Origin of the sequence: Leifsonia sp. NPDC080035, from assembly GCF_040050925.1 — a bacterium.
Taxonomy (GTDB): domain Bacteria; phylum Actinomycetota; class Actinomycetes; order Actinomycetales; family Microbacteriaceae; genus Leifsonia.
On sequence record NZ_CP157390.1, the window covers coordinates 139,349 to 152,524 of the forward strand.

Consider the following 13,176-nt stretch of genomic DNA (forward strand, 5'->3'; position numbering starts at 1 on the left):
TTCCCGCATGGGAATCGTCACCGCGGACATCGCCCTCTCCCTCGACGGCTACGCCGCCGGCCCGAACCAGTCCATCGACAAGCCGATGGGCGAGGGTGTGGAGGGCCGCCTGCACACCTGGATGTTCGACGAGTACGCCGACCGGCACGCGGAGGAGATCGACGCGATCACCGCGGCGGGCGCCTACGTGATGGGAAGGAAGATGTTCGGCCCGGTGCGCGACGAGTGGCCGGCGTCCGGCGAGCCGCTCGGCGACTGGACGGGCTGGTGGGGCGACGAGCCGCCGTATCACGCGCCGGTGTTCGTGCTGACGCACTACGCCAGGGAGCCGCTGGAGATGACAGGGACGACGTTCACGTTCGTGACGGACGGCATCCACTCGGCCCTCGACCGGGCGCGCGCGGCGGCCGGCGACGCGGACGTCGCGATCGCGGGCGGCGCCGAGACGCTGAACCAGGCGCTGTGGGCGGGCGTCGTCGACGAGCTGCGGCTGCACGTCGTGCCGATCACGCTCGGCGCGGGCGAGCGCGTCTTCGACCGGGTGCCCGCGCTGGAACTGGAGCTGCTGCGCGAGCGGGTGACGCCGGAGGTGGCGCACCTCAGCTATCGCGTGCGGCGCTGAGCGCCCAGCGCAGCGCCGGCCGCCAGGTCTCCCAGCCGTGGCCGCCCGGGAACTCCCGGAACGTCGCCTCGATGCCGGGGGTGTCGCCGGCGAGCCGGACCAGCTCCCGCGCCTGCGCGCCGACCGCGAGCGCGGCGGGCGCTCCGGGATGCGCGGGCTCCGCATCCCCGGTCGCGACGAGAAGCCGCGTCGGCGTCCCGGGATGCGCTTCGAGCGCCGCCCGGTGGCCGAGCCGCGTGTACTCGGACGGGTCGTACCGCGCGGTGGCCGTGCCGAAGGCGCCGGACTCGCGGGCCGACGACCCGGGCGGCGGGTCCGGTTCGTAGATCGCCGGGCTGAGCGCGATCACCGTGCCGAACAGCGCGGGGTGCGCGAGCCCGAGGCGCACGGCCCCGGCGCCGCCCATGGAGTAGCGGGCCACCGTGCGCGCCCCGCGGTCGTGGACGACGGGCAGCTCGGCGTCCACCCAGCCGAGGAGGTCGCGCACGACCGCCGTCTCGACCGCCCGGCCGTCGGGATGCGCGGAGTCTACCCAGTATCCGGCGCGGTCCAGCCACGGCGCGTCCGGGATGACGACCACGCCGTCCGGGAGCGCATCGAACACCGGCTCCCAGCTCTCGGCGCCGTCGCCGCGGCCGTGCAGCAGCAGGGTGACCGGATGCGGCCCCGGGCCGCGCGGCGCGCGCAGCAGGAACCGCAGCTCCTCGCCGAGCGCGGCGCTCGGGATCGCGGCCCACCGCGGCGCGGTCACTCCTCGAGGATCCCCCGGGCGCGGGCGGCCATCGCCGCGTCCACCATCTGCCCGTCCGGCAACGTCGCGACGCCGTCGGTCGCCAGCGCGTCGAGCACGGCGTGCGCCCACGCGACCTCCTCGTCGCGCGGCCGGAACACCTCCCGGATCACCGGCAGCTGGGCGGGATGGATGGCCGAGCGGCCGTGCCAGCCCAGCCGGCGGCCGCGCTCGGTGTCGGTGCGCAGGCCGTCGAGGTCGCGGATGCCGGGGTACGCGGCCAGCATCGGCGCGGGCAGCCCTGCCGCGCGGGCGGCGACGAGGAGCCGCATGCGGATGTGGTCGAGCACGGCGTCCTCGCGGGTGCCGAGCTCCGCGGCGAGGTCGGACTCCCCCGCGCCGAGGGCGACGACCGCGGGATGCGAGGCCAGCTCGAACGCCCGCTCGAGGCCGAGAGCGGACTCCACCAGCGCGGTCAGCGGCACGCCGGGCGCGAGCGCGGCGACGCGGTCGAGCTCGTGGGTCGACTCCACCTTGGGAAGCCGCAGCCCGAGCGACACCCCGGTGGCGACCAGCGCGTCCAGCTCGTGCTCGGCGCCGCGGTTCACCCGCACCTGGATCCGCGGGCCGCTCGCGGCGTCCCGCGCCGTCAGCCACTGCGTCACCGCGGCGAGCGCGGCGTCCTTGGCGGCGGGGGCGACGGCGTCCTCGAGGTCGAGGATGACGATGTCCGGCGCAGCGGCGACGGCCTTCTCGAAGCGGTCGGGGCGGTCGCCGGGCACGTAGAGGGCGGTGATGGCGGTCATACGACGCCCCGCTCCCGCAGCGCCGCCAGCTGCTGGGGGGTCACGCCGATCTCGGCGAGAACCGCGTCGGTGTCCTGCCCGTGGCGGCGGCCCGCCCAGCGGATGCCGCCGGGCGTGCCGGAGAGGCGGAACAGCACGTTCTGCATCTTCACCGGCCCGAGCTCGTCGTCCGGGACGGTCTGCACCGTGCCGAGGGCACGGTACTGGGGGTCGGCGAGGATGCCGCGCACGTCGTACACGGGCGCGATCGCGGCCTGCGCCTCCTCGAACGCGGACACGACCTCGTCGGTCGGGCGAGCGGCGATCCAGGAGCCGACAGCGGCATCCAGCTCGTCGGCGTGCTCGGCCCTGCTGTGGCCGGTGGCGAACCACGGTTCGGCGACCACGTCCTCCCGGCCGACCAGGCGCATCACGCGCTCGGCGATGGACTGCGAACTGGTGGAGACGGCAACCCAGTCGCCGTCCGCGGTGCGGTAGACGTTGCGCGGCGCGTTGTTGACCGAGCGGTTGCCGGTGCGCGGCTGCACGACACCGAGCTGGTCGTAGGCGGTGATCTGACCGCCGAGCAGCATCAGGATGGGCTCGATGATCGCCAGGTCGATGACCTGGCCGCGGCCGTCGCGCTCCGCCGCGCGGAGCGCGACCGAGACGGCGTACGCGCAGGTGAGCGCGGCGATTCCGTCGGCGAGGCCGAACGGCGGCAGGGTCGGCGGCCCGTCCGGCTCGCCAGTGAGTGCGGCGAACCCGCTCATCGCCTCCGCGAGGCTGCCGAAGCCGGGACGCGACGAGTACGGACCGGTCTGACCGAAGGCCGTGACGCGGGCGATGACCAGCCGCGGGTTCGCCTCCTGCAACCGCTCGGGAGCGAGGCCCCAGCGCTCCAGCGTTCCGGGACGGAAGTTCTCGATGAGGACGTCCGCCTCGGCGGCGAGCGCGAGCAGCAGTTCCGCGCCATCGGGGGTGCCGAGGTCGATGGTGATCGTGCGCTTGTTGCGGCCGAGCGTCTTCCACCAGAGGTTCACGCCGTCCTTCGCCGGCCCGTGGCCGCGCGCGGCGTCGGGACGGGTGGGATGCTCCACCTTGGTCACGGAGGCGCCGAAGTCGCCGAGGAAGGTCGCCGCGAGCGGTCCGGCGAACAGGGTGGAGACGTCCAACACCCGGACGCCGTCGAGGGGCGCGGTCATCGGGCCACCCCCTCTGCGTCGCGGTCGGGGTCTCCGTCGAGATCCCAGGCGACCCGGAACCCGATGCTCGCCGAGCGCTCGATCCCGAGGCCCGGCAGCAGGTACTTGAACGAGAAGGACGACTGCTGCACGCCTCCGTCGGCGTACCAGTCGGAGCCCTCCGAGCGGTGGTCGGAGCCGCCCTTGAGCATGACGAAGCGCGTGATGCCGTCGTCGTGCTCGCTCTCGGTGAGGTTCCACACCGCGGGCCGGCGGCGCTCCAGACCGGACTCGGCGGCGAGCTGCCACTCGAACTCGTCCGGCAGGCGTGCACCGGCCCAGCCGGCGTACGCGCGCGCGTCGGCGAGGGAGACGCCGGTGACCGGCGCATCCGGGGCGGCGCCGTCCGTCCCGACCAGGAAGCGGTGGGCGATGGCGGGACGGTATCCGGTCGCATCGAGGAACGCCCGGAATTCGGCGACGGACACCTCGCGGGCGGCGACGACGACCGGCCTCTCGACCGTGACGGCCAGCGTCTCGGCGCGGTCGTCGTGCAGCCGAGGCGGCAGCGGCTTCCACTCCTCCACGTAGGGCGCGCCCTGGTAGAAGCCGGTCTCGCGGCGGCGGAAGGTCACCGAGAGCTCGCGCTCGCCCGCGGCCACCCGCACGGCGTCCGCGGGGATGGCCGGGGCGGCGACGGGCGCGGCGGCGACGGGCGCCGCGGCGACGGGCGCCGCGGCGACGGCCGTCCGGCCGACCCGAACGGCCTCGCGGGCCGGGAACGTCGCATCGGACGCACCGCGGTCGGCGGCCGCGGCCGCGAGCAGCGCATCCAGCCCCTCCGGCTCCGCCACGCCCGCCACGATCTCGACCACGCCGCCGATCCCGCGCGCAGGGATGGTGATCTCGCGCACATCCCGCGCCCCGCCGATCACGTCGTGACGGGAGGCGCCCGCGGCGAGCGGCGCGGCGAGCGGGTCGCCCGTCCAGTCCGTTTCGCCGCGGTTCACGATCGTCCAGAGCGTCACGCCGTCCAGCGACCAGCGTGAGACGTAGACGCCTGCAGCCACGGCCGTCTCGGTCGCGCCGTCGAGCGGCGCCCAGTCGCCTGCGACCAGCACCGCGCTGAGCGCACGCTGCGCCCGCAGCATCCCCCGCAGGGTCGCCTCGTCGCGCGGGTTCCAGCCGACCCAGACGCCGAACACCGCATCCCAGACCAGGATGCCGGTGCCGTTCATCCACGCGGCCTGCAGCTCGTCGGAGTGGTCGCGGTTCCAGCGCCGGACGCCGTGCATCATGTGCCGCCGCTCGAACCAGTGCGCGCGCATCACGCCCGGCGCCGCCGAGTCGGCGAACCACTGCGCCCAGCTCAGCTGGTGGTCCCTGATGCGCTGGTTCGGCACCCGGGACTCGCCCTCCAGCACCTGCGGAGGGGACGCGGAGAGCAACGCGTCGACCAGCGCGGAGTCGCCTTCCTTCATCGTGTCGAGGAAGACGCCGTCCACGCCGAACTCCTGCACCAGTGCGGCGAGCTCCTCGGCGTCGGGACGAGCGGCGCGGCGGGTTCCGACGTCCCACGGGTTGTAGTCGACGAAGACGCGCAGGCCTCGCTCGTGGAAGCGGTCGATCACGTCCAGCAGCCCGGGGACGTCGCGGTAGAAGTCGAACTGGTTGCGGTCGTCGATGCCGATCACGGGGTACGCGTGCCACAGCACGACGCCGTCGAGCCCGCCCTGCGCGGCGACCGCGTCGAGGAAGCCGTCGACCGTGAACTCCTGGCGCTCGTGGTCGAACAGCCGGTCGTCCCACAGCCACACCTGAGCGACGGCGTAGGCGGTCTGCGCCCAGCGGGTCTCTGGGCGGTCGTAGAGCTCGCCGGCGTACGCCAGCCGCTCGCGGGCCGCGCTGCGCCAGGCGGCGAGGTCGGCGCGCCAGGCCGGCCAGTCGGCCGGGTCGTCTGGCGCGGCGAACACCTTGGCGATGTCGCCGACCTCGGGGTCGAGTGCCCCGCCGGCGGGCAGCGTCGTCGGCCGGTCGATCGGCCGCGGGACGAGCGGGTCGAACTGGTTGGTGCTGGCCTCGTCGGGGTCAGCGGTCGGCGATGAGAGCACGGATCTCCTCGAGCGTGGGGATGGACGGGACGGCCCCCGCGCGCTGCACGGACAGCGCGCCGGCGGCCGACGCGAAGCGGGCGGCGGAGGCGAGGGCGTCGCCGAGCCCGGCGCGGTCGCCGCGCGCGGCGCCGGAGCGGTCGAGCTCGGCGGCGAGCGCGCCGCAGAAGGTGTCGCCGGCACCGGTCGTGTCCACGACCTCGACGCGGTGCGCGGGCACCGCGACGGGCTCGGCGCCGGGCGCGACGACGAGCGCGCCCGCGCCGCCGAGCGTCAGCACGACGGCGCGGCCGTCGCGGGCGAGGGCGGAGGCGGCCGCCTGCGGCGATGCGGCGTCCGGCGCCAGGAGGCTCGCCTCGTGCTCGTTGACGACGAGGATGTCGACGGCCGCGAGCAGCGCGTCCGGCAGGTGGCGCACCGGCGCCGCATTCAGCACGACGAGGGAGCCGGCTGCGTGCGCGAGGGCCGCGGCCTCGGAAACCGTCTCCAGCGGCGTCTCCAGCTGCAGCAGCAGTACATCGGAGGCGGTGATGGCGTCGCGCTCGGCGACGGTCAGGTCGGTGAGCAGGGCGTTCGCGGCGGAGTCGACGACGATGCTGTTCTCGCCCGCCGTGTCCACCGTGATGAGCGCGGTGCCGGTCGGGGCGTGCATCCGGCGGTCGAGCACAGTCGCTCCCGCCGCGCGGGCCTCCTCGGCGAGGCGGTCCCCCGCCGCGTCGCGGCCGAGCGCGACGACGAACGTCACGTCCGCACCGGCCCGAGCCGCGGCGACGGCCTGGTTGTTGCCCTTGCCGCCGGGCACCGCGTCCGAGGATGACGCGAGCACGGTCTCCCCGGGCGACGGGATGCGCTCGACCCGGTAGACGAGGTCGAGGTTGGCGCTGCCGACGACGGTCGTCGTCATGCCGCCACCGCCCGCGTCCGCCTGGCCAGGTCGGCGAAGCGCACGTCCGAGAAGCCGGGGACGGAGGTGGCCAGCCGGTCGTGCAGCGGATCGATCCAGCGTGCCGGGAGGGCGGAGGCGCCGGTGAGCGCACCCGCGATGGAGCCGGCGGTGGCGCCGACGGAGTCGGTGTCCCAGCCGCCGGAGACGGCGAGCGTGATGGTGCGCTGGAAGTCGCCGTCGCCGCGCACCAGCGCGAAGGCGAGCAGCGCGGCGTTGTTCAGCACGTGCACCCAGTGCAGGTGGCCGAACTCGGCGTGCAGCGCATCCACCGCCGCCTCGTCGTCGGGATCGCCGGCCGCCAGCTCCGCACCGCGGCGGACGGCCGCGGCGTACCGGCTGCCGGAGGGCACCACGGAGAGGCCGGCGGCGAGGACGCCGTCGATCCGTGCGCCGGCGACGGCCGCGCTGCACGCGGCGGCGGCGAACATCGCGCCGTACACGCCATTGCGGCCGTGGCTCAGACGCGCGTCGGTCCAGGCGAGGCGCGCCGCTGCGACCGGGTCGCCCGGCGTCGCCCAGCCGTACACGTCGGTGCGGATCTGTGCGCCGATCCAGTCCCGGAACGGGTTCTGGACCCGGCCGGCCACCTCCGGCTCGTAGCCGTCGAGGAGATTGCGGTAGACGACCCGCTCGGCGGTGAAGACCCGGCCGCCGGGCAGAGCGTCGAGCCAGGCCTGCGCGACGGCGTCGGTCGTGAAGCCGCGGCCGGCGGTCTCCAGCAGTTGCAGGGCGATCAGCGGGAAGTTCATGTCGTCGTCCTCCGGCATCCCGTCGATGTTCTCGACCAGGCTGGTCGGACGGCTGCGCCGGTTCCACGGGTACCGGGCGGCGATCTTCTTCTCAAGACCGACCTCGGTGAAGTAGGACGCGACCGGCCAGTTGCCGGTCGAGCGGGCGATCGCGCGGATGCCCTCCAGCGGCAGCTTCTCCACCGGTTTGCCGAGCAGGCAGCCGGCGGCGCGGCCGCGCCAGGCGCCGAGGACGCGGTCGTCCAGCGCGTCGTCAGCGAGGCGGTCGGCGCGGTCCGCGGCGACCGGCGCACCGGGCTGCGCCCCGGGCGCCGCCGCCAGGATCGCCTCCAGGTCGTCCGGCTCCGCGGCGACGAGCGCGGCGGGGTCGGGACGCTGGTCCACCTCGGCGAGCAGTTCCCGCGCCAGCCGGCGCAGCTGTTCTGGCGCCGGCTGCGGTGTTGCGCCGCTGACCGGCGCAGCCGACGGCCCGCCCGCCGCGACCCAGCGCTCGCGCAGGTCGCCGACCGCGCGGCCGTCCAGCTCGGCCGCGACGAAGGCGTGCGGCAGCAGGTCCTCCGGCTGCGTCCAGCTCAGCCGCAGCATCAGACCGCCTCAGCGGCGACCGACGCGTACGCCGACCGGGCGGCGGCGACGGCGACGGCGCGCGCAGCATCCTTCGCCCAGACGTCGCGGGCGACGGCGGCGATCACCGGGCCGGTCGCGGTGACGTCCATCCTGCTGCCCTCGTTCACCGCCTCGATCCACTCCGCGGGGACGGCCTCCAGGCCGCCGAGCGCGCCGGAGATGGAGCCGGCCATCACGGCGATCGAGTCGGAGTCGCGACCGTAGTTGATCGAGCCGAGCACCGCCTCCCGGTAGTCCCCGCGGGCGGCGATCAGCATACCGAGGGCGATCGGCAGCTCCTCGATCGACTTGGTGCGGCTCGGGATGCGCGCATCCTTCGCCGGGGCCCGGTAGTGCGGGCCGACGGTGTCGAACGGCTCGACCGCCGCGCGCAGCGTCGCGAGGCCGCTGCGCCAGTCGGTCACCCCGGCCGCCACCTCCGCGACCGCCTCGATGGCGTCGCGAGTGCCGTCCTTCGCCAGCCGCAGCGCGGTCGCGACGACGCTGTCCACGTCGGCTCCCGGCCGCATCGCCTCGGCGACGGCGGCGGCGAACACGCCCGCCGCCTCCCGGCCGTAGCTGGACTGGTGCGCGGCGGCGACATCGATCGCCTCGGCGTACGCGCCCTCCGGGTTCCCGGCGTTCACGATGCCGATCGGGCCGACGTACATGGTCGCGCCGCAGTTCACGATGTTGCCGACGCCCGCCTCGCGCGGGTCGATGTGGCCGTAGTGCAGCCGGGCGACCAGCCACTTCTCGGCGAGGAAGATGCGCTGCAGCAGCAGCGCCTCCGACTCGAACTCCGGGATCCAGCGCTTCTCGCCGATCAGCAGCGGCACCAGGTGGTCCGCCACGGCGAACGCGTCCAGGTGGTCGCGCACCGTGTCGTACACCTCGACGAGCGCGGTCGTCATCAAGGTGTCGTCCGTGATGTGCCCGTCGCCCTTGTGGTAGGGCGCGATCGGGCGGGCGTTGCGCCAGTCGGCCAGGAAGGGAGGGACGACGCCCTGGATGAAGCCGTCGTAGCGTTCCTGGATCGCCTCGGGCGTGTTCCCCTCGGCCGCTCCTCCGAGCGCGTCTCCCACGGCCGCGCCCGCGAGCGCACCCGTGCTGGCGTTCACCAGGGCATCCATCGTCTCTCCTTCGTCTGTTGCGTGTGTTCTGCGGTGCCGGTGCGGGCGATCAGCCGACCGCGGACCAGCCGTCCGTCAGCTGCTTCTTCAGGTCGTCCAGGCTGATGCTGTTCGCCAGGTACTTCTGCAGCGCCGGGGTCGCGTACTGGTCCTTCCACTGGGGGTAGTTCGTCGCGGCCTGGAACGGGGCGGCGGTCAGCTCGTCGCCCGAGGCCAGGATGACGTCCCAGCCGTTCTTGCCCGCGGTGTCCTTCTTCACCTGGTCGCGCGCAGCGGAGGAGGCCGGGATGAGCCAGTCGCCCTCGGCCAGCTTCGCCTGGTTGTCGGCCTTCATGAAGTAGTCGATGAACTTCGCGGCCTGCGGGATGTGCTTGCTCTGCGCCGACACCGACATCGTCTGCGGGTTGGCGGCCTGTGCCGCGCCCTCGCTGCCGGCCAGCGGAGGCAGGACGACCCAGTCGAAGCCGCTCGGGGCCGACTCGCTGATCTGCTGCGCGACGTAGTTGCCGCCGACGTACATGGCGTACTTGCCGCCGAAGAAGCCGGGCAGCACGTCCGTGCCGCTCTGCGTGAGGGAGACCGGGTCGAGCGACTTGTCGTCGTAGGCCATCGCGTTGATGCGCTTGGGCACCTGCAGCTCGTCGTCGCCGACGTGGATGGTCGACTTCCCGGCCTTGGTGTCGAAGAACGTGCCGCCGAAGCCGAGGGCGAGGTTCATCACGGTCGCGGTCGGGGACTTCATGCCCCAGCCGGTGCCGAACTTCCCGCTCGCCGTGAGCTTCTTCGAGAGGGCCTGGAAGTCGTCCCACGAGAGCGTCTTGCCCGTGGGCACCTCGACACCCGCGTCCGCGAACGCCTTCTTGTTGGCGAACACGACGTAGGTCTGCAGGAGCGTCGGCGCCGCGACGATCTTGCCGTCGGGGGTGGTCACGGACTTCCAGACATCCTTCGACACCTGCTTCTTGGTGTCGGAGCTGAGCTCGCTGCTCAGGTCGGCCAGGTAGCCCTGCTGGGCGAAGCCCATGATGTCGGCGGACTCGTCGTGGATGATGTCCGGCGCGGTGCCGCCCTGGAACTGCGTGACGAGCTGGTCGTGCACGTTGTCCCAGCTGCCCTGCTGGAGCTTCACCTGGATGTCCGGGTTGGCTTTGTTCCACGAATCCACGATCTGCTTCGTCGCGGCGACCGTGGTGTCCTGGTAGGCGAGCGACTGGAAGGTCAGCGTGACCTTGCCGCCGCTGGCGCTGTCCGAGCTGCCCGAGGACGAGCAGCCGGCGAGGGCGAGCGACGCGGCGGCGATGCCGGCGACGATGGCGCCCACGCGGATGGTGCCTTTGCGCATGGTTTCTCCTTGGTTGGGGGTGGGTGACGTCTCAGCCCTTCACGGCGCCGCTGAGCAGGCCGGAGGTCAGACGCTTCTGGATGAGCAGGAAGAACACGAGGCTCGGGATGGTCGCGAGCAGCGAGGCCGCCGCGAGCTGACCGAGCTGGACCTGGCCCTCGGCCCCGACGAAGCGCGCGAGCGCGAGCGGCAGGGTCTGCAGGTTCGGGTCCTGGATGAGCACCAGCGCGAAGAAGAACTCGTTCCACGCGTTGATGAAGGTGAACAGGCTCGTGGCGACGAGGCCGGGCGCGAGCAGCGGCAGCACGATCGTGCGGAGCGTGCGGAACCGGCTGGCACCGTCCATCGCTCCCGCCTCCTCCAGCTCGACGGGGATGCCGACGATATAGCCCTGCAGCATCCACAGCGCGAAGGGCAGCGACCACACCGTGTAGACCAGCACCAGACCGGCCAGGTTGTTGATGAGGCCGATGTTCTTCAGCACCAGGAACAGCGGGATGATGATCAGGATGAACGGGAAGACCTGGCTGAGCAGGATCCACCCCGTGGCGATCCCGCGCAGCTTGGTGCGGAACCGCGCCAGGGCGTAGGCGGTAGGCAGGGCGATGATCGTCACCAGCACGGTCGTGCAGACCGCCACGATCAGGCTGTTGCCCGCGGCGGTGAACAGGTTGGCCTTCTCGATCGCCTGCACGAAGTTCTGCAGGTCGAACGTGGTCGGCAGGAATCCCGGGTTCGGCGACTGCAGCTCGCGCGGCGTCTTGAACGCCGTCGTCAGCAGGAACAGCAGCGGGAAGCCCAGGAAGATCATGTAGAGCACGAGCGCGATGTACTGCAGGGGGCGCGAGATCATCCGCGCGCGCTTCACCGACGCGCTCTTCACGGGGCCGGAGGCGAGAGTGGTCATGCGTTCCTACTCCTCATCTGGCCGCGCAGGTACAGGAACAGGAAGATCGCGATCACGACGACCATGACGTTGCCCATGGCGGCCGCGTAGCCGAAGTTCCCGTACCGGAAGGCCTCGTTGTAGGCGAACAGCATCGGCAGCATCGTCGTGCCGCCCGGTCCCCCCGCGGTCAGGACGAAGACCAGCGCGAACGAGTTGAAATTCCAGATCAGGTCGAGCGTCGTGATCGCGACGATCACGGGCCGCAGCGCCGGGAGCGTCACGTGCCAGAACCGGCGCCAGGCGCTCGCCCCGTCGATCGCGGCCGCCTCGTGCAGCTCGGTCGGCACCGACTGCAGCCCGGCGAGCAGCGTGATGGTCGTCTGCGGCATCCCGGCCCAGACGCCGACGACGATGACCGCGGGCAGCGCGATGGAGGCGTTGCCCAGCCAGTTGATGTCGCCCGGGAGCCCCAGGGCGCGCAGGCCCTGGTTGATCGGCCCGTAGCTCGGGTTGAGCATCAACCGCCACATGATCGCGATGATCACCGGGGGCATCGCCCACGGCACCAGGGCGAGGGTGCGCGCGAGCCAGCGCAGCCGCAGGTTCATGTTGAGCAGCAGCGCCAGCCCGAGCGAGGCGAGGAACTGCAGGATGGTGACGCTGAACGCCCAGAGCAGACCGATGCCGAACGAGTTCCAGAACAGCGTGTTGCTGCCGAGCTTGGTGTAGTTGTCGATCCCGTTGAAGTGGATCGGCAGGTTGTAGCCCGCTCGCGCGTCTGTGAAGCCGAGCAGGATGCCCTGCACCAGCGGGTAGACGCTGAAGATGACGATCGGGATCAGCGCGGGCAGGACGAGCAGCCAGGCGTCCTTGCCGCTGCCTCCCGCGGGACCGCTGCGGCGGCGGCGCTTCCGCGGCGGCCGCGGGACGGTGGTCGCGGCCGGGGGCACGATGGTCGCGGTCATGCGCCCGCCCCGTCCGCGACGCGTGCGGCGACGGAGGACTCGCGCACCTGCAGCGTCGGCTCGATGACGACCGTGCGCGGCGCGACGCCGGGGTTCTCCAGCCGCCGGATCAGGAGCTTCGCGGCGGTGCGCGCTCGCTTGGCGGATCCGAGGTTCACGCTGGTGAGCGCCGGGTTGGCAAGCTCAGCGGCCTCGCTGTCGTCCATCCCGACCACGGCGACGTCCTCCGGGACGCGGAGCCCGCGCGCGGCGAGTTCCTTGAGCACGGCGACGGCGATCAGGTCGTTGGCGCAGACCACGGCGTCCGGCGTGCACTGGCCGAGGAGGCGCGCGGCGGCCTTGCGCCCGGCCTTGTAGGTGAAGTCGGAGGCGGCGACCTGGAGGTCAGCGTTCGTGCCGAGCCCGAGGCGTTCGACCGCTCGCAGGTAGCCCTCGAGGCGCGCGGCGCCGGGGACCGTGTCGACCGGTCCGTTGACGAACGCGATCCGGCGACGGCCGGTCTCGGCGAGATGCTCGACGGCGAGACCGACGCCCGCGACGGAGTCGGCGCGGACGCTGTCCAGCTCCACGTCCGGCGGAAGCGAGCCGATGACGACCGCGGGGATGCGGCTCGCGCGCAGCGCCGCGACCAGTTCGTCCGTGACGCGCAGCGGGCTGAGCAGCAGGCCGTCGGCGAAGCCGCGGTTCAGGCTGCCGAGCAGCTCGATCTGGTCGGCCGCCTCGCTTCCGGTCGAGGAGAGCACCAGCCGGTAGCCGTTCTTCGCGGCGACCCTGGCGACCTCGTGCATCATCTTCACGTAGACCGGGTTGCCGAGGTCGGCGACGGCGAGCGCGAGCTGATCGGTGCGGCCGGTCTTCAGCGTCCGTGCGCTCGCGTCCGGCACGTAGCCGAGCTCGTCCACTGCGCGGCGCACGCGCTCGGCGAGCTGTGCGGACGCGGGCTGGCCGTTGAGGACGCGGGACACGGAGGCGATCGAGACGCCGGCGCGCTCGGCGACGAGGACGAGCGTCGACCGCTTGGGCTCCGACGTCGGCTGCTCGGACATGCGCTGCTCCTGCTTCATTGGAGGGTGGGGCTGGTGCTGATGCTTGGAAACGTTTACGAGAACGTTTA

General features: G+C 73.0%; 12 protein-coding genes. 1 reads left to right on the top strand and 11 read right to left on the bottom strand.

The window, feature by feature from the left end; translation table 11 throughout:
- Positions 1-7 precede the first annotated feature (7 nt).
- Positions 8-622 (top strand): dihydrofolate reductase family protein, encoded by a 615-nt coding sequence (locus AAME72_RS00710; RefSeq protein ID WP_348788344.1) that lies wholly within the window; start codon positions 8-10, stop codon positions 620-622.
- On the opposite strand, the gene AAME72_RS00715 is transcribed toward AAME72_RS00710, so the two are convergent.
- Genes AAME72_RS00715 through AAME72_RS00765 form a run of 11 tightly spaced genes read right to left on the bottom strand, consistent with a single transcriptional unit; the run spans position 600 to position 13,108 of the window.
- Positions 600-1,373 carry an alpha/beta hydrolase-fold protein gene (locus AAME72_RS00715; protein ID WP_348788345.1) on the bottom strand — a complete coding sequence of 258 codons (774 nt, stop codon included), beginning with the start codon at positions 1,371-1,373 and terminating at the stop codon, positions 600-602. The genes AAME72_RS00710 and AAME72_RS00715 overlap by 23 nt on opposite strands.
- The gene (locus tag AAME72_RS00720) at positions 1,370-2,158 is read right to left on the bottom strand and encodes a CoA ester lyase (protein WP_348788346.1); all 789 of its coding nucleotides are present in this window, start codon (positions 2,156-2,158) and stop codon (positions 1,370-1,372) included. Before AAME72_RS00720 ends, AAME72_RS00715 begins: the two co-directional genes overlap by 4 nt.
- Positions 2,155-3,342, bottom strand: coding sequence for a CoA transferase (locus AAME72_RS00725; RefSeq protein ID WP_348788347.1), 1,188 nt, complete (start codon positions 3,340-3,342; stop codon positions 2,155-2,157). The genes AAME72_RS00720 and AAME72_RS00725 overlap by 4 nt, the downstream gene beginning before the upstream one ends.
- The gene (locus AAME72_RS00730; RefSeq protein ID WP_348788348.1) at positions 3,339-5,432 is read right to left on the bottom strand and encodes an SUMF1/EgtB/PvdO family nonheme iron enzyme; all 2,094 of its coding nucleotides are present in this window, start codon (positions 5,430-5,432) and stop codon (positions 3,339-3,341) included. Before AAME72_RS00730 ends, AAME72_RS00725 begins: the two co-directional genes overlap by 4 nt.
- The gene (locus AAME72_RS00735; protein WP_348788349.1) at positions 5,410-6,336 is read right to left on the bottom strand and encodes a ribokinase; all 927 of its coding nucleotides are present in this window, start codon (positions 6,334-6,336) and stop codon (positions 5,410-5,412) included. Before AAME72_RS00735 ends, AAME72_RS00730 begins: the two co-directional genes overlap by 23 nt.
- Positions 6,333-7,712, bottom strand: coding sequence for an ADP-ribosylglycohydrolase family protein (locus tag AAME72_RS00740; protein ID WP_348788350.1), 1,380 nt, complete (start codon positions 7,710-7,712; stop codon positions 6,333-6,335). The genes AAME72_RS00735 and AAME72_RS00740 overlap by 4 nt, the downstream gene beginning before the upstream one ends.
- Complete coding sequence (locus AAME72_RS00745; protein WP_348788351.1) at positions 7,712-8,866, bottom strand: ADP-ribosylglycohydrolase family protein; 1,155 nt, start codon at positions 8,864-8,866, stop codon at positions 7,712-7,714. Before AAME72_RS00745 ends, AAME72_RS00740 begins: the two co-directional genes overlap by 1 nt.
- Before the next feature lie 49 nt (positions 8,867-8,915).
- Positions 8,916-10,208 (bottom strand): sugar ABC transporter substrate-binding protein, encoded by a 1,293-nt coding sequence (locus AAME72_RS00750; RefSeq protein WP_348788352.1) that lies wholly within the window; start codon positions 10,206-10,208, stop codon positions 8,916-8,918.
- 31 nt (positions 10,209-10,239) lie between these two features.
- Positions 10,240-11,115, bottom strand: coding sequence for a carbohydrate ABC transporter permease (locus tag AAME72_RS00755; RefSeq protein ID WP_348788353.1), 876 nt, complete (start codon positions 11,113-11,115; stop codon positions 10,240-10,242).
- On the bottom strand, positions 11,112-12,062 hold the full coding sequence (locus tag AAME72_RS00760) for a sugar ABC transporter permease (RefSeq protein ID WP_348788354.1): 951 nt from the start codon (positions 12,060-12,062) through the stop codon (positions 11,112-11,114). The genes AAME72_RS00755 and AAME72_RS00760 overlap by 4 nt, the downstream gene beginning before the upstream one ends.
- Entirely contained in the window at positions 12,059-13,108 is a 1,050-nt protein-coding gene (locus tag AAME72_RS00765; protein ID WP_348788355.1) for a LacI family DNA-binding transcriptional regulator, read from the bottom strand. The genes AAME72_RS00760 and AAME72_RS00765 overlap by 4 nt, the downstream gene beginning before the upstream one ends.
- Positions 13,109-13,176: the final 68 nt, after the last annotated feature.

Bases quoted from the DNA above. Each gene is read 5' to 3' on its own strand.
- AAME72_RS00725 (WP_348788347.1), bottom strand. From the start codon at position 3,342: ATGACCGCGCCCCTCGACGGCGTCCGGGTGTTGGACGTCTCCACCCTG.
- AAME72_RS00720 (WP_348788346.1), bottom strand. From the start codon at position 2,158: ATGACCGCCATCACCGCCCTCTACGTGCCCGGCGACCGCCCCGACCGC.
- AAME72_RS00735 (WP_348788349.1), bottom strand. From the start codon at position 6,336: ATGACGACGACCGTCGTCGGCAGCGCCAACCTCGACCTCGTCTACCGG.
- AAME72_RS00755 (WP_348788353.1), bottom strand. From the start codon at position 11,115: ATGACCACTCTCGCCTCCGGCCCCGTGAAGAGCGCGTCGGTGAAGCGC.
- AAME72_RS00760 (WP_348788354.1), bottom strand. From the start codon at position 12,062: ATGACCGCGACCATCGTGCCCCCGGCCGCGACCACCGTCCCGCGGCCG.
- AAME72_RS00750 (WP_348788352.1), bottom strand. From the start codon at position 10,208: ATGCGCAAAGGCACCATCCGCGTGGGCGCCATCGTCGCCGGCATCGCC.
- AAME72_RS00710 (WP_348788344.1), top strand. From the start codon at position 8: ATGGGAATCGTCACCGCGGACATCGCCCTCTCCCTCGACGGCTACGCC.
- AAME72_RS00740 (WP_348788350.1), bottom strand. From the start codon at position 7,712: ATGCTGCGGCTGAGCTGGACGCAGCCGGAGGACCTGCTGCCGCACGCC.
- AAME72_RS00745 (WP_348788351.1), bottom strand. From the start codon at position 8,866: ATGGATGCCCTGGTGAACGCCAGCACGGGTGCGCTCGCGGGCGCGGCC.
- AAME72_RS00765 (WP_348788355.1), bottom strand. From the start codon at position 13,108: ATGTCCGAGCAGCCGACGTCGGAGCCCAAGCGGTCGACGCTCGTCCTC.